Source organism: Citrobacter sp. Cpo074 (assembly GCF_030332745.1).
Taxonomy (GTDB): Bacteria; Pseudomonadota; Gammaproteobacteria; order Enterobacterales; family Enterobacteriaceae; genus Citrobacter; species Citrobacter portucalensis.
The window spans coordinates 1618109-1637777 of record NZ_JAOWHG010000027.1 but is presented as its reverse complement, the minus strand read 5'-3'; the positions used below and the strand labels follow the sequence as shown (position 1 = coordinate 1637777).

Here is a 19669-nt window from a genome sequence, read left to right as displayed (position 1 = left end):
TGACGGCGCTGTGACTGATCGTGCCTGCTATCCGTAACCGCGGAACCTGAAAAGGCTTGCAGGCGATAACAGTATCTACATCGTTCATTGTAGGCCTGATAAGCGCAGCGCATCAGGCATTGCCGGATGGCGGCACAAGCGCCTTATCCGGCCTACAAAGCCACAAAACGTTATGCCGCATCCGCCAGAACAAACATGCCGTACGGATGGATTTCGAGATAATACTGCTCGCCGACGTCCGGTTGCAGACGCGTAGCGTTGACCTGCAATAAAATCTCCTGCCCGTGCCATTCCACCGTCACTTCATACTGCGGCCCCATATAGGCGACATGGCGGATCACGCAGCGCTGGCTCTCCTCGCCGCGATCGCTGAGCGTGATCGCTTCCGGGCGCACACCGACCATCCCTTCGCCCTGTGTACCAAAGTGCAGCGGGCGCGGCAGATGATAGCCGTAGATATCAACGTATCCGTCGCTGAAGGTTGCCGGGAACAGGTTGGCATCGCCCATAAAGCTCGCCATAAAGCGGGAGGCGGGCTGGCGGTAAAGATCCTGCGGTGAGCCGATCTGCATGATGTGTCCTTTGTTCATCACCAGCACGGTATCAGAAACCGCAAAGGCTTCGCTCTGATCGTGGGTGACGTACAGCGAGGTGATATCAAACTGCTTTTGCAGCTCGCGGATCTTGTCGCGCATGCTGCGACGCAGGTTGGCGTCGAGGTTACTCAACGGCTCATCAAACAGCAGCACTTTCGGCTTGAGGATCAGCGCGCGGGCCAGCGCCACGCGCTGCTGCTGCCCGCCGGAGATCTGATCGACAAAGCGGTCTTCGAATCCTTCCAGATCCACCATCGCCAACGCCTCTTTGACGCGGGCTTTCAGCTCTGCGCGCGGTACGCCGAGCATTTTCAGGCCATAACCGACATTCTCTCCCAGCGACATATGCGGGAACAGGGCATAGGACTGAAACACCATACAGATATCGCGCTGCTGAATAGAGCGATGGGTGACGTCTTCGCCATCAATGAAAATTTGCCCTTCGCTCGGTTTTTCCAGCCCGGCAACCAGGCGCAAAATAGTGGTTTTGCCGCAGCCGGACGGGCCGAGCAGCGTCACCATTTGCCCCTGCGGGATGGTGAGGTTGATATTGTCGATTACCGTATTACTGCCAAATCGTTTAGTGACGTTGCGCAGTTCAACGAAATTTTTCTGAGTCATAGTGCGCTCCATTACGCCTGGTTTTTGGCTTTTGAACGGGAGGTACGTGATTCACCGATCAGCCAGTCAAAGATGAAAATAATCGCCAGCATCACCACGATCAGAATGGAACCGTAGGCAATCGCTACACCGTATTCGCCATCTTCCACGCGGTTGAGGATGTAAGCCGTCGCTACGCGGGTATCCGGCGTGACGAGGAACACAATGGCGCTGACGGTGGTAATGGCGCGCACAAAGCTGTAAATCAGCGCCGAGAGGATCGCCGGGCGCAGCAGCGGCAGCAGGATGTGCGTAATGGTACGCAGGGAACCGGCGCGCAGGCTGAGTGAGGCTTCATCGAGCGATTTATCGATTTGGCCCAAGCCCGCGATGCCTGCGCGGATACCGACCGGGACGTTACGCATTACCATCGATATAATGACAATCGCCGCCGTACCAGTGAGGTACACCGGGGCGCTGTTAAAGGCCAGAATGTATGACACGCCCGCGACGGTGCCCGGAACGGCAAAGCACAGCATAGTGGTGAACTCGATGGTCTTCTTACCTTTAAACTGCTGGCGCACCACGATCCATGCGATCAGCAGGCCGAAGATCGCGGTGATCGGCGCGGCAATCCCGGCGTAGAGCAGGGTGTCGAGCAGTGAAGGCCACGCGCCGTCGCTCATCCCCTGACCGAACAGTTTGGTAAAGTTCGCCAGCGTCAGGGTGTAGTCCACGCCCCAGTTGACGGTGAAACTGCCGTAGAAAATGCTGCCGTAGAGCAGGGCGTTAAAGGCAATCCACACTGCCAGCAGCGCGACCACACTCCATACCAGCGTTACCGGCAACGGCTGTACGTCGCCCCGGTAGGATTTGCCGGAAACGGTGACGTATGAGCGTTTACCAATCCACATATACTGCACGCAGAACACCAGCAGCGAAAACAGCAGCAGGAAGGCACCCAGCGTACTGGCGGCCTGGTAGTCAAGCTGCGAACCGGTGATGTAGAAGTAGATTTGCGTTGCCAGCACGTCGAAGTTACCGCCGAGCACCAGCGGGTTACTAAAGTCAGCCAGCGACTGCACGACCACAATCAAAAAGGCGTTAGCCAGTGCGGGTTTCAGCAGCGGGACAAACACGCCGTTAAAGGTCTGCCAGCGGCTGGCACGCAGGGTGTATGACGCTTCTTCCAGCGACGGATGAATGGTTTTGATTGCTCCGTCGAGGATCATAAACGCCATCGGCGTAAAGGCCAGAACCTGCGCCAGCCAGATGCCGGTAAAGCCATACAGCCAGTTGGTGTTGGTTAAACCAAACCATTCGACCATAAACTCGGTGATGTAACCGGAGCGTCCCATCATCAGCGTGACGCCTAAACCGACGACAAACGGCGGAGTGACGATCGGCAAAATCGAGAAGATACGTCCGATTATGGCGCTACGTCTGGCGATACGGGTGGTGTAGATAGCCAGTACCAGACCAAAGAAGGTACAGCCGACGCCGACGGCAATCGACAGCATAATTGAGTTGAGGATCACCTGAATAATATGTGCCTGCGACAGCACATTCATAAACGCCAACGGGGCAAATTCCCCGGCGTCGTTGGTGAACATCGGAATGAAAATGGCGATACTCGGCCAGACGATAAAAATACCGATCAGCGCGACAATCGCGGTAAGCGAGCCGATGACGAAACGGTCACCGCCCAGCCATTCGAGGCGGGTGAGCGCCAGGGTCATGATTGCGCCAAGCGCCACAAACAGCACGATGGTGGCATAGCCTAAGCCGCGCCCCTCAAGGGTGGCGCTGGCGACAATAAAGGCCATACAGAAAAATGCCCAACCCGCGTCAAGATAATGGCGGCTGCGCTGTTCGCGCCTGGCTTCATGGAATGGGCGCACCAGCAGCAGGCTTGGCAGCAGATACCACAGCCAACTGATATTGAACTGCGACCAGCCGTAGGCGGCGAGTATTTCTTCCCGCGTTGACTCCAGCAGACCGTAGTCCAGGCTCCAGCTCGGCAGCAGGGCAAACGCCAGCCAGCCGAGCAAAACCCAAAGAAATATCGCATCCCGTTTTTTCACGGGATGGAGTGCAAGTGTGTGTGACATAGCGTTTCCGGTAATGTAGGCCGGGTAAGGCGTTTAGACCGCACCCGGCAAATGAACGCAACGTGGGCTTATTTACCCATCTTAACTTCGCTAACCCACTTATTGATCAACGCCTTACGTACGTCAGTCGAACCGTACTTATCCATGTCGTAATTGATAAGCTTCAGGTCGTCGAGCTTCAGCGAGTTAGGAGAGGTCTCGGCAGTGGTGTTGGTCAGGATCTGATAGGATTTGCCTTTCTTCCACGCCAGCTCCTGCGCGTCTTTCGACAGCACCCAGTCAACGAACAGTTTGGCGTTGTCGACGTTGCGAGCGCCTTTCAGGATGCTGACGCCGCCGATTTCATAACCGGTGCCTTCGCATGGAGAAATCAGCTCCAGCGGTGCGCCCTGTTCTTTTTCCAGCGAATAGTCGTGCAGGAAGCCAATGCCGATAGCCGTTTCGCCGCGGGCGGCGTTACGCGCCGGGGCAATGCCGGATTTGGTGTATTGAGAGACGTTGGCGTTGAGCTGTTTCAGGTAATCAAAGGCCTGATCTTCACCCCACAGTTGAGCAAAGGTCGCCAGCGCGGTGTAGGCGGTACCGGAGCTTTGCGGGTCAGCAATCTGGATTTCGCCCTTGTATTCCGGTTTGGTCAGATCCTTCCAGCATTTTGGCACCGGCAGGTTTTTCTCTTTCAGGCGCTGGGTATTAACGCCAAAGCCCAGAATACCGACGTAAACCGCCGAAGAGAGATTACCTTTGACCTTCGCGGGATCGCGGAATTTCTCCATGATCTGTTCGAGGTTTGGTGATTTATACGGCTGCAGCAGACCCATTTCACCGGCCTGGGATTGCGGATCCAGCGTACCGCCGTACCACACATCCGCCTGCGGGTTTTTCTTCTCTGCATCCACTTTCGCCAGCGTACTGCCAGAGCCGTTGCGAATGAATGAGGTTTTCACATCATATTTTTCACCGAAGGCTTTGGTTTCGGTTTCGCACATCTCGTTGGTGGCGCTGCAATACACCACCAGACGGCCCTGCGCCTGGGCTGCGTTGCTGAAGGCTGCCAGCGTCAGAGCGGAAGCGATCAGGGTAGAGGTAAGCGTCAGTTTCATTGTTTTATCCTTTGACTGAGAGAAGGGGTAATGCCCGCAATGAGCAACGGCATCAGCAATAAACCCATAAAGACAGCGGCAACCGAGAGCAAACTGAACATTCCCGACCAGCCGTAATGTTCTATGACCAACGACAGCGGCCAACCCGCCAGCGCGGCCCCCAGATAGGCGAACAGCCCGAGAAAACCGGTAATTGAACCTGCCGCCGCTTTGTGTCCGCATTCAACGGCTGCGAGGCCAATTAGCATTTGTGGGCCAAACACAAAAAAGCCCACGGTAAAGAAACACACTGCCAGTAGCGCGTAGTGGTGCACTGGTGCCAGCCACAGTGCGGCGACGGAAACCATCAGCCCCAGCGTGAACAGCAAAATCATCGGCGCACGCTGACCGCTGAACAGCAGATCCGATCCCCATCCGGCAAACAGCGCCCCCAGCAAGCCGCCAACTTCAAACAGCATCACCGTGGCATTGGCGCTGAGCAGATTCACGCCGTGGCTTTCCGTCAGCCAGATGTTGCCCCAGTCGTTGAGCGCAATGCGGATCAAATAGACCAATACATACGACACGCCGAGCAGCCAGATCATCGGGTTTTTCAGCATGGTGGTGCGCAACATTTGCCACAGCCCCATCGGCGGGCTTTGCTGTTCCTGACGCAGCTCCAGCGGGTCATGCCGCCATTCCCCAACCGTGGGTAATCCTTCTTCCTGGGGCGTGCCTTTCAATTGCAGGGTGAGCCAGATTCCCAGTGCCATACTGATTATCCCCGGTGCCAGCATGGCCGCCTGCCAGCCCCACCAGTGGGCGGCAAAAGCGCTAATCAGCGGGATAATGGCGCCACCGATGTTGATCGACATATTCCAGCAGCCCCACCAGAAGCCACGTTCGTTGCGCGAGTACCAGTGGGTCAGCAGTCGGGCACAGGGCGGCCAGCCCCAGCCCTGAAAAAATCCGTTCAGCGTCCAGACCACCAGCAGCAGCGTCAGCGATTCACCAAAGGCGAACAGCACGTTTAAAACGCCGGTGGCAAACAGACCAATACCCATAAACGCGCGCTGTCCGTGGCTGTCGTGCCACAGCCCGGCGGTAAATTTCGACAGACCATAGGTCAGATAAAACAGTGACCCAAGCAGGCCGATATCGCCTTTATCCAGACCCAGATCCGTTTGCAGCGCCGGGAGGACGTAGTTAACGCTTTTGCGCGTCAGATAAAACGCGGCGTAACCAATTACCATACACATCAGCAGCCGGGGGCGTAGCGCCCGGTATTGTTGGTCTGTTTCGCTGGCTGAGCGTGTATGCATGGCAGTCTCCGTTTGTGCTGACTATAGGAAAGTGAAAGCAAAAGGGGATGAGAGAAAGTCCGCAGTGACTAAGACTTTTTCCTGGTTAGCGGCTGGTTTGTTGCAAATTTGTGGGCAGGTTAACAATTACTCGCGTGCCGTTGTTTGATTCGAGCGTCAGTTCACCGCCAAGGGCGCTCACCCGCTCACGCATCCCCTGGATACCGAAACCGGGAATTTTTTCTGGCAGAATACCAACGCCGTTGTCAGCGACGTCCAGAAACAAGCAATGTTCCCGCTGGCGCAGCGTAATCGACACATCGCTGGCATCGGCATGTTTGCAGACGTTATTGAGTAACTCCTGCAACAGGCGATACAGCGTGAAGCGCACCGTTTCGTTTTCTGGCGTATTTTCTAGCTGATAATCAAAGCGGCAGCGAATACCCCGTTCAGCAAAAGCAAATTCATTCACCAGATGATGTAGTGCATCTTTAAAAGACAGTTCATCGAGCGCGGGGGGGCGCAGCTGGCGCAGCAGCTGACGGGTGGAGTGGTGAATACGCCGGGCCAGGTCGTTGATTTGATTCGCAGCCTCAAGCGTTTGCTCACGACCCGGTGCGCGTTTGACCAGTTGCGACTGAATTTGAATGGCGGTGATGTTCTGACCAATTTCGTCGTGCAGTTCCCGCGCCAGGTTTTTGCGCGTGTTTTCTTCGGTGCGGATCAGCTGTTCGGTCAGCGCGCGACGCGCCGCCAGTTCGGTTTCCAGACACTGGCGATAATGGTGCAGGTTTTGCGCCAGATGCTGCTGGCGGCTGATGGCGATCCCCAGCCCTATACCCAGCAGAGCCTGGGTGGCGAGGAAAATCTCCAGCTCCAGTAAATTACTGAACCCGACGCCGATTTGCCGGGCGATGGTGATCATCATACTGCCGAGCAATCCGGACAACACGCCACCCTGCCAGCCAAATTTCCACGCCATCACCACGTTTGGTAAAAACACCACGATCAGCAACAGGCGCTCGATCTCCGGCGACAGCACCATCTGAGTACCGATGCCAATAATAAAAAACAGGCTACACCAGATGATAAGCGAGGTGCGCAGCGGGGGATTGGTGGTATCCAGCCCGAGCAGATGATAGCGGTGCTGCTGGCGCAGAAATTCATAGATCAGATAAACAAACGGCGTCAGCAACACGCCGCCGGTAAACGACGCCAGGCCAATCAGCGTTGCCGGGCTCTGGATAAACGGTGAAAGCAGGGCAGTATTGAGCAATGAGGTGAGCGTTACGGCGGCCAGCAGCAGCGTTAAGCGTTGCCAGTAAAGGGGAAAGCGGTGCCAGTATGACTGGCCGATGCTCGCCGGAATCAGGCTAATTAACGGCGCAGCCAGCAGGATATAGCCATTCAGTAATTGCTCGCTGTGCAGCCAGAACAACATCAACACCGGCGGCAGTATCAGCGCGGGCCAGTAACGGCGAGAAAGCAGAATTAACAGCGCGAGATAGACGCCGTGCGGCAGAAATAGCGCCGCCTGCTGGCCGTTGTGGGTCAGATAAAACCCCAGCGTCCACAGCATCAGCCAGCCCGATCCCCAGGCCAGCAGAATAAACAGAGAAATAACCCAATGCCGAAGGCTACGCGACATTAATGCCCCGTCAATAGTTGGTGGTCGAGGGCAAAATGCACCAGATCGATGGTGCTGTGGCATTGCAGTTTGCCCAGCACGTTCGCCCGATGAACGTGCACCGTCTTGTGGCTGAGGTCGAGCTTGAAGGCGATCTCTTTTACGCTGTCACCTTTAACCAACAGATCAAACACTTCACGCTCGCGCGGGGTCAGAACTTCCAGAACCTGCGCGGGCTGCTCGCCGCCGCGTAGTGCACGCAGCGCATCGGCGCACAGGTAATGGCCGCCCATGCCTACTGAGCGTACAGCCTGCACCAGTTCTTCCGGGCCGCAGCGTTTGGTCAGGTAACCGCTGGCGCCTGCGTCCAGCGCGCTTTGCACAAACGTGGGCGAGTCATAAATGCTGAGAATAATGGCGCGAAAACCGGGCTTCTGCGCCCGCAGTCGTTTTAACAGGCTCAGGCCATTTTCATCCGGCATGGCGATATCCATTACCGCGACGCTGACGTCATCATGCAGAAGTGCAGGCCAGGCCTCCGCCGCGCTGCTGTACTGACCGGTAACGTTAAGATCGTCTTCGAGACTGAGTAATTGCGCAAAGCCGGAACGCACCACCACATGGTCATCCACCAGCACAACATGAATCATGATATTGCTCTCTTGCTGACAATGGCCTCTATGATGCCTGCCAGCGCCGCGCTGGCAATCATCGTGGCGCGGATATGTAACGAATGTAACAAAATCGCAATAATTTACAGCGAGTGTAGGCCTGATAAGCGCAGCGCATCAGGCATTGATTGCGGATGGCGGCGCAAGCGCCTTATTCGGCCTACGTTCTGTAATGAGCGAAATAGCTAACTATTGCCGCTTTTTTTCTAAAAACGCTTTGTTCTTAGCCAGAATTTTTAATTCCTTTATCAAAATGTGCCGCAACGAAATACTGCCTCCATAACAAGACAGGGGAGCAGACAATCATGGCTATTTCATCGCGTAACGCACTTCTTGCCGTACTGGCATTCATCGCATTTCAGGCGCAGGCGGTGAACGTCACCGTTGCTTATCAGACCTCCGCCGAACCTGCCAAAGTGGCGCAGGCGGACAACACGTTTGCCAAAGAGAGCGGGGCGACCGTTGACTGGCGAAAATTCGACAGCGGGGCGAGCATCGTTCGTGCGCTGGCATCCGGTGATGTGCAGATCGGTAATCTTGGCTCCAGCCCGCTGGCGGTCGCTGCCAGTCAGCAGGTGCCTATTGAGGTTTTCCTGCTGGCATCAAAGCTCGGCAATTCTGAGGCGCTGGTGGTGAAGAAAAACATCAGTAAACCGGAAGATTTGATTGGCAAACGCATTGCCGTGCCGTTTATTTCCACCACCCATTACAGCCTGCTGGCGGCGTTGAAACATTGGGGGATTAAACCCGGCCAGGTGGAGATTGTGAACCTGCAACCACCGGCGATTATTGCCGCATGGCAGCGCGGAGATATTGATGGTGCGTATGTCTGGGCACCTGCGGTCAACGCGTTGGAAAAAGACGGAAAGGTGTTAACCGACTCCTCGCAGGTTGGCGAGTGGGGGGCACCGACGCTGGACGTGTGGGTGGTGCGCAAAGATTTTGCCGAGAAGCATCCTGAGGTGGTGAAAGCCTTTGCCAAAAGCGCTATCGATGCCCAGCAGCCTTATATCACTAATCCTGATGAATGGCTGAAGCAGCCGGAGAATATCAGCAAACTGTCGCGTTTGAGCGGCGTACCGGAGGCGGATGTTCCGGGGCTGGTGAAAGGTAACACTTACCTGACACCGCAACAGCAAACCGCTGAGCTAACCGGCCCGGTGAACAAAGCGATTATCGACACCGCGCAGTTCCTTAAAGAGCAGGGCAAAGTCCCCGCTGTCGCGACAGATTACAGCCAGTACGTTACCGATCGCTTCGTGCAATAAATAAGGAGGCGATGATGCTGCAAATCTCTCATCTTGCCGCCAGCTACGGTGGAAAACCGGCGCTGGAGGATATCAACCTGACGCTCGATAGCGGTGAACTGCTGGTGGTACTCGGGCCTTCCGGTTGCGGGAAAACCACGTTGTTAAATCTGATTGCCGGGTTTGTGCCGTATCAGCATGGCAGCATCACGCTGGCGGGTAACAGGGTTGATGGTCCGGGGGCAGATCGCGGGGTCGTGTTCCAGAACGAAGGACTGCTGCCCTGGCGCAACGTGCAGGACAACGTGGCTTTTGGGCTGCAGCTGGCGGGCGTGGACAAGCCGCAGCGTCAGTGTATTGCTCTGGAGATGTTGCAGAAAGTCGGGCTGGAGGGCGCGGGAAAACGCTTTATCTGGCAACTTTCCGGTGGACAACGTCAGCGCGTCGGCATTGCCCGGGCGCTGGCGGCCAACCCGCAGCTGTTGCTGCTGGATGAACCCTTTGGTGCGCTCGACGCCTTTACCCGCGAGCAGATGCAAACCCTGCTGCTGAAGCTGTGGCATGAGACTGGCAAACAGGTGCTGCTGATTACCCACGATATTGAAGAAGCGGTGTTTATGGCGACAGAACTGGTATTGCTGTCCCCAGGACCAGGCCGGGTACTGGAACGTCTGCCGCTCAATTTCGCCCGTCGCTTTGTGGCCGGAGAGTCGAGCCGCAGCATTAAGTCCGATCCGCAGTTTATCGCCATGCGCGAGTACGTGTTAGGTCGGGTCTTTGAACAACGGGAGGCATTCTCATGAGCGTGGTGATTAATGATAAACCCCGTCGCCAGCAGGTGCTGAACTGGCGCTGGCCGTTCTCGCGGCAGATTACCTTAAGCCTTGGTACGTTGGCCGTCATTCTGGCAGTGTGGTGGACGGTGGCGGCGCTACAGTTAATCAGTCCGCTGTTTTTACCGCCGCCGGGACAGGTTTTACAAAAGCTGATCGTCATTGCCGGGCCGCAAGGGTTTATGGATGCTACGCTGTGGCAGCATCTGGCGGCGAGTCTGACGCGTATTGTTATCGCGCTGCTGGCGGCAGTGCTGCTGGGCGTTCCGGTTGGGATCGCGATGGGGCTGAGTCCGACGATGCGCGGCATTCTCGATCCGATCATTGAACTGTATCGTCCGGTTCCTCCCCTGGCCTATTTACCGCTGATGGTCATTTGGTTTGGCATCGGTGAAACCTCCAAGATCCTGCTGATCTATCTGGCGATTTTCGCCCCTGTGGCGATGTCGGCGTTGGCGGGGGTGAAAAGTGCGCAGCAGGTGAGAGTGCGCGCCGCGCAGTCGCTGGGGGCCAGCCGTGCGCAGGTGCTGTGGTTTGTTATTTTGCCGGGGGCATTACCGGAGATTCTCACCGGGTTACGCATCGGGCTTGGCGTGGGTTGGTCGACGCTGGTGGCAGCTGAACTGATCGCGGCCACGCGAGGGTTAGGATTTATGGTGCAGTCAGCCGGTGAGTTTCTGGCAACGGATGTGGTGCTGGCAGGGATCGCGGTCATTGCCGTTATCGCATTTATTTTAGAACTGGGTCTGCGCGCGCTTCAGCGTCGCCTGACGCCCTGGCATGGAGAAGTACAATGAGTGAACGTCTGAGCATTACCCCGCTGGGGCCGTACATTGGCGCACAAATCACTGGTGCGGATTTGACGCGTCCGCTGAGCGATAATCAGTTTGAACAGCTTTATCATGCGGTACTGCGCCACCAGGTGGTGTTTCTGCGGCAGCAGGTGATTACGCCACAACAGCAGCGGGCACTGGCGCTGCGTTTCGGCGATCTGCATATTCACCCTGTCTATCCACATGCCGAAGGGGTAGAGGAAATTATCGTGCTGGATACCCATAACGATAATCCGCCGGATAACGACAACTGGCACACCGATGTCACCTTTATCGACACGCCGCCTGCCGGGGCGATTCTGGCAGCAAAAGAGCTGCCATCGGCCGGGGGAGACACTCTTTGGACCAGCGGAATTGCTGCTTATGAGGCATTGTCTGAGCCGTTTCGTCATTTGCTGAGTGGCCTGCGGGCAGAGCATGATTTCCGTAAATCGTTCCAGGAATATAAATACCGCAAGACACCAGAGGAGCATCAGCGCTGGCTGGATGCGGTGGCGAAACATCCGCCATTGCTACATCCGGTGGTGCGGACCCATCCGGTAAGCGGTAAACAGGCACTGTTTGTGAATGAGGGATTTACTACGCGAATTGTCGATGTGACGGAAAAAGAGAGCGAGGCGTTACTAAGCTTTTTATTCGCCCATATCACCAAACCGGAGTTTCAGGTGCGCTGGCGCTGGCAGCCCAACGATGTGGCGATTTGGGATAATCGCGTCACGCAACATTATGCCAATGCGGATTATCTGCCGCAGCGGCGTATTATGCACCGGGCGACGATCCTCGGGGATCAGCCTTTTTATCGGGCAGGGTGATTGTTGGTGGGGTTTTACTTATCGGGCCTGGAACTGTCGGCCCGATAAGGTGAAGTCGCCATTCGGCAACAAAGTGGTTAGCGCAGGATTTTCTTCTCAGCCAGATCCAGTGCGAAGTAACTGAAGATCAGATCCGCGCCAGCGCGTTTGATCGAGCCTAAGCTTTCCAGAACCACTTTCTCTTCATCTATTGCACCTGCCATCGCCGCGAATTTGATCATCGCGTATTCACCGCTGACCTGATAAGCGCCAATCGGCAGCTCGGTGCGCTCGCGGATATCACGCAGAATATCGAGATACGCGCCAGCCGGTTTCACCATCAGGCAGTCTGCGCCCTGGGCTTCATCCAGCAGCGATTCGCGAATCGCTTCACGGCGATTCATCGGGTTCATTTGATACGTTTTACGATCGCCTTTCAGCGCCGTGCCTGCGGCTTCACGGAACGGGCCGTAGAAAGAAGAGGCAAACTTGGTGGAATAGGACATGATCGCAGTATCGGTGAAGCCCGCGGCGTCCAGCGCCTGGCGAATCGCCTGTACCTGGCCGTCCATTGCGGCGGAAGGGGCGATGAAATCTGCGCCCGCTGCTGCGGCAACGACTGCCTGCTTGCCGAGGTTGGCAAGGGTTAAGTCGTTATCAACGCCGTGTTCGCATAATACGCCGCAGTGACCGTGCGAGGTGTATTCACAGAAACAGGTGTCGGACATGACGATCATTTCCGGTACGGTCTGCTTACAGATACGCGACATGCGCGCCACCAGACCGTCTTCTTTCCAGGCATCGCTGCCGGTCTCATCGGTGTGATGAGAAATCCCGAAGGTCATGACCGAGCGGATGCCTGCATTAGCAATACGTTCGATTTCGCGCGCCAGGTGTTTCTCTGGTATGCGCATCACGCCGGGCATGGCGTCGATAGCTTTGTAATCGTCGAGTTCTTCTTCAACAAAGATCGGCAACACCAGGTCATTTAAGCTGAGTGTTGTCTCTTCAAACATAGCGCGCAGCGCAGGGGATTTGCGCAGGCGACGAGGGCGTTGGATTAGGTCTGTCATGGTATGCCTGATGTTTGTGGAATCGAAGGCCGTAGTATACCCGAACCTGAGGGCGAGGGGTTTACGAAAGTTGGCGTTATGCCGAGGTTATGTTGATGTTACCAATGCTTGGTATTATGTGTTATCTCTATTTTTGCAATTATGACTATTTTAAATAGTGATTAGTTTTATGGTGAATTTAGTTTAATTTAATTTTTAATTAAGTGGCGAGATTTAACGGTATTTATTTGCTGACGTTTGATTTTTAAGTTAATCATAATTTCAATATATTGTTTCGCCAATGGTTTTACATGTAACTGTCTAAAATAAAAATGATTTTTACGTTTATTTGCTGTTTCGAATAATTTGCATATCTATTGTCCGTAATCGGACTTAAACCAAAGAATAATTGAACCTTTCCTTTGTGAAACCGCATAATCTTCCCCGCGAAACATAAAATGTTTTCTTTGCATTGATAATTGATGGATCAACTATATTACGTCCCTGAGGAGGGATGACAAATGCACACTTGGAAAAAGAAACTTGTAGTCTCACAATTAGCATTAGCCTGCACTTTGGCAATCACTTCTCAGGCGAATGCTTCAACTGATATCTCTGGGACCACCTACACAACGTTTGCTCATTATAATGACGCATCCTATGCGGATGGCGTCTATTATGATGGATATGTTGGTTGGAACAATTACGACACCGATAGTATTTATAACGGTGATATTTATCCGGTAATCAATAACGCCACTGTCAACGGCGTTATTTCTACTTATTATCTGGATGATGGGCTGTCTACTAACACCAATAACAATAGCCTGACGATTAAAAACAGCACCATTCACGGTATGGTGACATCCGAATGTATGACCACGGATTGTACTAACCGTTCGGGTACTGACTATTACTACGATCGCCTGGCGATGAACGTCATCAATTCAACTATCGATGACAACTACGAACATTATACCTACAACGGTACGTATAATGACGCAGCTGACACACACGTTGTCGACGTTTATAACCTGGGTACGGCTATCACTCTGGATCAAGAAGTTGATCTGTCTATCTCCGCCAACTCTCATGTCGCTGGCATAACCCTGACTCAGGGTTACGAGTGGGCAGACATTGACGATAATACCGTCAGCACTGGCGTAAACAGCAGTGAAGTATTTAACAACACTATCGCTGTCAGCGATTCTACCCTGACCTCTGGTTCATGGACTGACGAAGGCACCACCGGTTGGTTTGGTAACACCAGCAATGCAAGCGACTACAGCGGCTCTTATACTGCAGACGATATTGCATTAGCGGTTATTGCTAATCCAAATGCGGATAACGCGATGCAGACCACCGCAACGTTTAACAATTCCACACTGATGGGTGACGTGCTGTTCTCCAGCAACTTCGATGAGAACTTCTTCCCGAACGGTGCTGACACTTATCGTGATACCGATGCTGACCTGGATACCAATGGTTGGGACGGTACTGACCGTCTGGATCTGACACTGAACAACGGCAGTAAGTGGGTCGGCGCGGCAATGTCCGTGCACCAGGTTGACACCGATGGTGACGGCGTTTATGACAGCTACGCTGCAGGCACTGAAGCCACCGCTACGCTGATCGACATCACCGCTAACAGCCTGTGGCCGGATTCAACCTACGGTATTGATAGCGACACAACTTCTTATGACGAAAATGGTCATGTAGTTGGCAACGCTGTCTACCAGAGCGGCCTGTTCAACGTCACGCTGAACGGTGCTTCACAGTGGGATACTACCAAAACTTCCCTGATTGATACCCTGAGCATCAACAGCGGTTCTGTCGTCAACGTGGGTGATTCTGAGCTGGTTGCTGACTCTATCTCTCTGACCGGTGCTTCTGCACTGAACATCAACGAAGATGGTCACGTTGCGACGGATACGCTGTCTATCGACAACAGTACTGTCACAATCGCCGATGATGTTTCTGCTGGCTGGAATGTGCTTGAAGCTGCGCTGTATGCAAACACCATTAACGTCACTAACAACGGCGTTCTGGATGTGGGTAACAGTACCGGTAATGCACTGCAGGTTGATACCCTGAACCTGACTAGCTACACCGACGCTTATAACCATGTTAACGCGGGTGTTTTCGACATCAACAGCACTGACTATGTGCTGAATGCTGATCTGACCAACGATCGCACTAACGATAAATCTCAGTCTAACTACGGTTATGGTGTGATCGCGATGAACTCTGATGGTCATCTGACTATCAACGGTAACGGCGATTCCGACACCTCAGGCGATCAGTCTGAAGTTGATAACTATGGTGACCATGTAGCGGCCGCAACTGGTAACTATAAAGTCCGTATCGACAACGCTACTGGCGCAGGTTCTGTTGCAGATTACAAAGGTAACGAGCTGGTCTACGTTAACGACGCGAACAGCACTGCGACCTTCTCTGCAGCTAACAAAGCTGACCTGGGTGCTTACACCTATCAGGCACAGCAGCAGGGTAACACCGTTGTTCTGCAGCAGATGGAACTGACAGACTACGCGAACATGGCGCTGAGCATTCCGTCTGCTAACACCAATATCTGGAACCTGGAACAAGATACCGTTGGTACTCGTCTGACTAACGCGCGTCATGGTCTGGTTGATAACGGTGGTGCATGGGTTAGCTACTTCGGTGGTAGCTTCGATGCAGATAATGGCACCATTAACTACGATCAGGATGTTAACGGCATCATGGTCGGTGTTGATTCCAAAATTGATGGTAACAACGCTAAGTGGATTGTCGGTGCTGCAGCAGGCTTCGCGAAAGGTGATATGAGCGACCGTACCGGTCAGGTGGATCAGGATAGCCAGACTGCCTACATCTACTCTTCTGCTCACTTTGCCAACAACATCTTTGTTGACGGTAACTTAAGCTACTCTCACTTCAACAACGATCTGTCTGCCAACATGAGCAACGGTGAGTATGTTGATGGCAGCACCTCATCTGACGCCTGGGGCTTTGGCTTGAAACTGGGTTATGACCTGAAGCTGGGTGATGCAGGTTACGTAACGCCATACGGCAGCGTATCCGGTCTGTTCCAGTCTGGTGATGACTATAAGCTGAGCAACGACATGAAAGTTGATAGCCAGTCTTATGACAGCATGCGTTATGAACTCGGTGTCGATGCAGGTTATACCTTCGCTTATAGCGACGACCAGGCGCTGACCCCGTACTTCAAACTGGCCTACGTTTACGACGACTCTAACAACGATTCTGACGTAAACGGCGACTCTATCGACAACGGTGTAGAAGGTTCTGCGGTACGTGTTGGACTGGGTACTCAGTTCAGCTTTACCAAAAACTTCAGCGCATACACCGATGCTAACTACCTCGGTGGTGGCGATGTTGATCAAGACTGGTCTGCAAATGTTGGTGTTAAATATACCTGGTAAGACATCTCTTGTTGTTAAAGAAAAGATAATCTAACTCAGAAAAATGCCCGTCACGGATTTGACGGGCATTTATTGCAAGGGATGCCCAAATGTTGTCTGCAAATAAACCGCTTGTGGAATTTGGTAAGCTTGATAAATGTTTGTCAAAATATGGCAAACACTTTGAGTGTGATAACGATAAAGAAATAATTTATTCCAGTGATATAAACAGTGACGATACCTTTATCATTTTAAATGGTGTAATTTCCCTGAGGCGAGGGGAGAATGTGCTGGTCGGTATTGCGCAGGCACCGTTTATTATGGGGCTTTCAGATGGTGTGATAAAAACAGATATACAATACAGATTAATCACGGAAAGCGATTGTACGGGATACCATCTACCCGCCTCGCAAACAATTAATATAATTGAAGAGTGCCAGCTTTGGCGTGAAGCTTTTTGTTGGTTGGCATGGCAAAACTCCATGCTTGAATTACGCGATCTGCAGTTGATCGGCAACAACTCCTACGATCAGATCCGCGCGACATTGATCTCTATGACGAAATGGGATGAAGCCCTTCGTTCACGCATCGGCGTTATGAACTATATTCACCAACGCACACGAATTTCACGCTCGGTTGTCGCTGAGGTTCTCGCAGCATTGCGTAAAGGCGGTTACATTGAAATGAATAAAGGCAAACTGGTGTGCATTAACCGTTTGCCTTTTGAGTATTGAATCAGGATGCAGGAATGACCTGTGGCTTGTACCCGCTCAACTCTGCAACCAGTTCGTTGATACCGTCGCTCATATTGGTAAAACGGGTCAGCGGAGAGCGCGTCACTACGACAAATGCCCCAACGTTTTGCTGTGGGATCATCGCCATATAGGTAATGAAGCCACCGCCGCCACCGGTTTTTTGAATAATTCCCGGTCTGCCATTCTTCGGCGCCATGTAGACCCAGCCCAAACCAAGCGCATCGGCTCTGCCTGGAACGTCCATTCCCACCACTTTAGTTAACTGCGTACGCTGGTAAATCAGCGTCTGCATCCGGTCGGCCTGCTGGCTACGATGATAAAAGTCAGAAGAAAGATACTGCTGCATCCAGCGCATCATATCGCCAGGCGTTGAATAGACGCCGCCGCTGCCCATCGCTGCCAGCGTATTGTTACAAGGACTGGCACCTTTTTCCGCGACCATCAGGCGTCGGCACTGATCGGGAGATGGCGTAAAGGTGGTGTCTTTCATCCCCAGCGGACGGGTGATTTTTTCTTCAAACAGCTGCGGATAAGGCTTACCTGACGCGGTACCCAGCGCATCGGCCAGCAGATCAAACGCCAGGTTGGAATAAGAAGCCTGCGATCCTGGTGCGGCTTTAAGCGTAGCCGTTGAGAGATAGCTCCAGCGCTGCTCGCGGGTTGGCCAGACAAACACCGGGCGCTTGGCCGCGCCGCCTGGCTGTTCGCGCGGCAGTGCGCTGGTATGCGTCGCCAGATTCACCAGCGTAATTGGTGTTCCTTGATAAGTGGGTACGCGTGCGCCAGGAGGTGCATATTTACTCAATGGATCGTTGAGTTTGACCGTGCCCTGATCGAGTAATTTCACCAGCATTTCGCTGGTCATTAATTTGGTAATTGAGGCAATGCGGATTACGGAATCCAGTTGCGGGTGAACATTATTGCCGGGGCGTGTTTCACCAAAACTGCGAAATACACGCTGATTACCATCAATCACCACGAGCGCCATCCCCGTAGCACCACTGCCGTAAAATATATGGTCGGCATAACGATCAACGATATCAGAGGCGAAGACCGGATCGGTTATAGGCTGTGCCGCCTGGACAGATGTCAATGACGCCGCACACAGCGCGGCAGAAAAAAGCAGACTACGTTTCAACGGTGGTGTCCATGAGTTAGAGAAAGTGAAAAAGGATGTCGTGCGTATGCGTATTTATACTACTCATCGGCGTATTGCAAAGCGCTTATCAACCAATGATAGTGGGAAAAACGTAACGATGAGTAAACACAGGAGTTTCCTGGATTGCGGATGTTCGCTTTTGTGATCTCACGCTGTGATAATCTGCACATACTGGAACGTTGTCGAGTGTGAAAACCACAGAAACAATTCTTCATAACCGAGGTGCGAACTAAGTGCCTCGGTTTTGGTCACAATTGTCGGTTTCAGCTTGTGTTTTTGGGCGTAAGCCGTCTGGCCTCCGCACTCTACGGTGGCAAATGCACAGCAGTCGTCATAACGATAAGAAGTTAGCAGGAGAGCACTATGTTTAAGTCTTTTTTCCCAAAGCCGGGGCCGTTCTTTATTTCGGCATTTATTTGGGCACTGGTCGCCGTTGTATTCTGGCAAGCAGGTGGGGGAGCCTGGGTTGCACATATTACCGGCGCGTCGGGAGACGTACCTATTAGCGCAGCGCGTTTTTGGTCGTTGGATTACCTGATTTTTTATGCGTACTACATTCTTTGTGTCGGGGTGTTCGCGCTGTTCTGGTTTCTCTACAGTCCACACCGCTGGCAGTACTGGTCTATTCTGGGCACATCGCTGATTATTTTTGTGACCTGGTTTCTGGTTGAAGTCGGCGTCGCCGTCAACGCCTGGTATGCGCCATTTTATGACCTGATTCAAACTGCGCTCAGCGCACCACACAAGGTGAAGATTGAGCAGTTCTATCATGAAGTGGGCATTTTTCTCGGTATTGCGCTGATAGCCGTAGTCATTGGCGTGATGAACAACTTCTTCGTCAGCCACTATGTGTTCCGCTGGCGTACCGCGATGAACGAACACTATATGGCGCACTGGCAGCATTTGCGTCACATCGAAGGTGCAGCACAGCGTGTACAGGAAGACACCATGCGTTTTGCTTCTACGCTGGAAGATATGGGCGTCAGCTTTATCAACGCGATTATGACGCTGATTGCCTTCCTGCCTGTACTGGTAACGCTCTCAGCCCATGTTCCTGACCTGCCGATTGTTGGACATGTGCCTTATGGCCTGGTGATTGCCGCGATTGTCTGGTCGCTGATGGGAACCGGTTTACTGGCCGTGGTCGGGATAAAGCTTCCCGGGCTGGAGTTTAAAAACCAGCGCGTGGAAGCGGCCTATCGTAAAGAATTGGTCTATGGCGAAGATGATGGCAACCGTGCGACGCCACCGACGGTGCGTGAACTGTTCCATGCGGTACGGCAAAACTACTTCCGTCTCTATTTTCACTATATGTACTTCAATATTGCCCGTATTCTTTACCTGCAGGTTGATAACGTTTTCGGCTTGTTCCTGCTGTTTCCGTCGATTGTTGCCGGTACGATTACGCTCGGCCTGATGACGCAAATCACTAACGTGTTTGGCCAGGTGCGCGGCTCGTTCCAGTATCTGATTAACTCCTGGACAACGTTAGTGGAACTGATGTCTATTTATAAGCGTCTGCGAAGCTTTGAGCGCGAGCTTGATGGTCAGGATATTCAGGAAGTTACCCATACGCTGAGTTAATAATAAGG

At 53.3% G+C, this 19669-nt stretch carries 15 protein-coding genes; 7 read left to right on the top strand and 8 right to left on the bottom strand.

Annotated features, from left to right (window positions below; all coding sequences use genetic code 11):
* Positions 1-170: 170 nt before the first annotated feature.
* The 6 genes from fbpC to OGX83_RS12425 all read right to left on the bottom strand — a co-directional run bounded on the left by fbpC (position 171) and on the right by OGX83_RS12425 (position 7964).
* Complete coding sequence (fbpC, locus tag OGX83_RS12450) at positions 171-1217, bottom strand: ferric ABC transporter ATP-binding protein (RefSeq protein WP_000192349.1); 1047 nt, start codon at positions 1215-1217, stop codon at positions 171-173.
* An 11-nt stretch (positions 1218-1228) separates the two neighbouring features.
* Positions 1229-3307, bottom strand: coding sequence for an ABC transporter permease (locus OGX83_RS12445; protein WP_008783887.1), 2079 nt, complete (start codon positions 3305-3307; stop codon positions 1229-1231).
* Positions 3308-3375: 68 nt separating this feature from the next.
* Positions 3376-4407, bottom strand: a complete 1032-nt coding sequence (locus tag OGX83_RS12440) for an ABC transporter substrate-binding protein (RefSeq protein ID WP_003830932.1) — start codon at positions 4405-4407, stop codon at positions 3376-3378.
* Positions 4404-5708 carry an MFS transporter family glucose-6-phosphate receptor UhpC gene (gene uhpC / locus OGX83_RS12435; RefSeq protein WP_003830933.1) on the bottom strand — a complete coding sequence of 435 codons (1305 nt, stop codon included), beginning with the start codon at positions 5706-5708 and terminating at the stop codon, positions 4404-4406. Before uhpC ends, OGX83_RS12440 begins: the two co-directional genes overlap by 4 nt.
* Positions 5709-5793: 85 nt before the next feature.
* The gene (locus tag OGX83_RS12430; protein WP_286588127.1) at positions 5794-7335 is read right to left on the bottom strand and encodes an MASE1 domain-containing sensor histidine kinase; all 1542 of its coding nucleotides are present in this window, start codon (positions 7333-7335) and stop codon (positions 5794-5796) included.
* The gene (locus tag OGX83_RS12425; protein WP_008783889.1) at positions 7335-7964 is read right to left on the bottom strand and encodes a response regulator transcription factor; all 630 of its coding nucleotides are present in this window, start codon (positions 7962-7964) and stop codon (positions 7335-7337) included. Before OGX83_RS12425 ends, OGX83_RS12430 begins: the two co-directional genes overlap by 1 nt.
* A gap of 326 nt (positions 7965-8290) precedes the next feature.
* On the opposite strand from OGX83_RS12425, the gene tauA reads away from it, so the two are divergent.
* From tauA to tauD, 4 genes are read left to right on the top strand one after another with little or no spacing between them, the layout of a single operon-like run.
* Positions 8291-9253 carry a taurine ABC transporter substrate-binding protein gene (gene tauA, locus OGX83_RS12420; protein WP_286588125.1) on the top strand — a complete coding sequence of 321 codons (963 nt, stop codon included), beginning with the start codon at positions 8291-8293 and terminating at the stop codon, positions 9251-9253.
* A 14-nt stretch (positions 9254-9267) separates the two neighbouring features.
* Positions 9268-10035, top strand: a complete 768-nt coding sequence (gene tauB, locus OGX83_RS12415; protein ID WP_286588159.1) for a taurine ABC transporter ATP-binding subunit — start codon at positions 9268-9270, stop codon at positions 10033-10035.
* On the top strand, positions 10032-10862 hold the full coding sequence (gene tauC / locus OGX83_RS12410) for a taurine ABC transporter permease TauC (protein ID WP_286588123.1): 831 nt from the start codon (positions 10032-10034) through the stop codon (positions 10860-10862). The genes tauB and tauC overlap by 4 nt, the downstream gene beginning before the upstream one ends.
* Complete coding sequence (gene tauD / locus OGX83_RS12405; protein WP_286588122.1) at positions 10859-11710, top strand: taurine dioxygenase; 852 nt, start codon at positions 10859-10861, stop codon at positions 11708-11710. The genes tauC and tauD overlap by 4 nt, the downstream gene beginning before the upstream one ends.
* Before the next feature lie 77 nt (positions 11711-11787).
* On the opposite strand, the gene hemB is transcribed toward tauD, so the two are convergent.
* Positions 11788-12762, bottom strand: coding sequence for a porphobilinogen synthase (hemB, locus tag OGX83_RS12400; RefSeq protein ID WP_003830941.1), 975 nt, complete (start codon positions 12760-12762; stop codon positions 11788-11790).
* A 500-nt stretch (positions 12763-13262) separates the two neighbouring features.
* On the opposite strand from hemB, the gene ehaB reads away from it, so the two are divergent.
* Both ehaB and iprA read left to right on the top strand, forming a co-directional pair.
* Positions 13263-16184 (top strand): autotransporter adhesin EhaB, encoded by a 2922-nt coding sequence (gene ehaB, locus OGX83_RS12395; protein WP_286588120.1) that lies wholly within the window; start codon positions 13263-13265, stop codon positions 16182-16184.
* An 89-nt stretch (positions 16185-16273) separates the two neighbouring features.
* Positions 16274-16897, top strand: coding sequence for a hydrogen peroxide resistance inhibitor IprA (gene iprA, locus OGX83_RS12390; protein ID WP_003830944.1), 624 nt, complete (start codon positions 16274-16276; stop codon positions 16895-16897).
* A 1-nt stretch (position 16898) separates the two neighbouring features.
* Here the strand turns inward: iprA and ampH are convergent, their stop codons facing one another.
* A complete protein-coding gene (gene ampH, locus OGX83_RS12385; protein ID WP_003830945.1) occupies positions 16899-18056 on the bottom strand; it encodes a D-alanyl-D-alanine-carboxypeptidase/endopeptidase AmpH in 1158 nt (385 codons plus the stop codon).
* A gap of 384 nt (positions 18057-18440) precedes the next feature.
* Between ampH and sbmA the strand changes: the two genes are divergently transcribed.
* The gene (gene sbmA / locus OGX83_RS12380) at positions 18441-19661 is read left to right on the top strand and encodes a peptide antibiotic transporter SbmA (protein ID WP_003021430.1); all 1221 of its coding nucleotides are present in this window, start codon (positions 18441-18443) and stop codon (positions 19659-19661) included.
* The last annotated feature ends 8 nt before the right edge of the window (positions 19662-19669 follow it).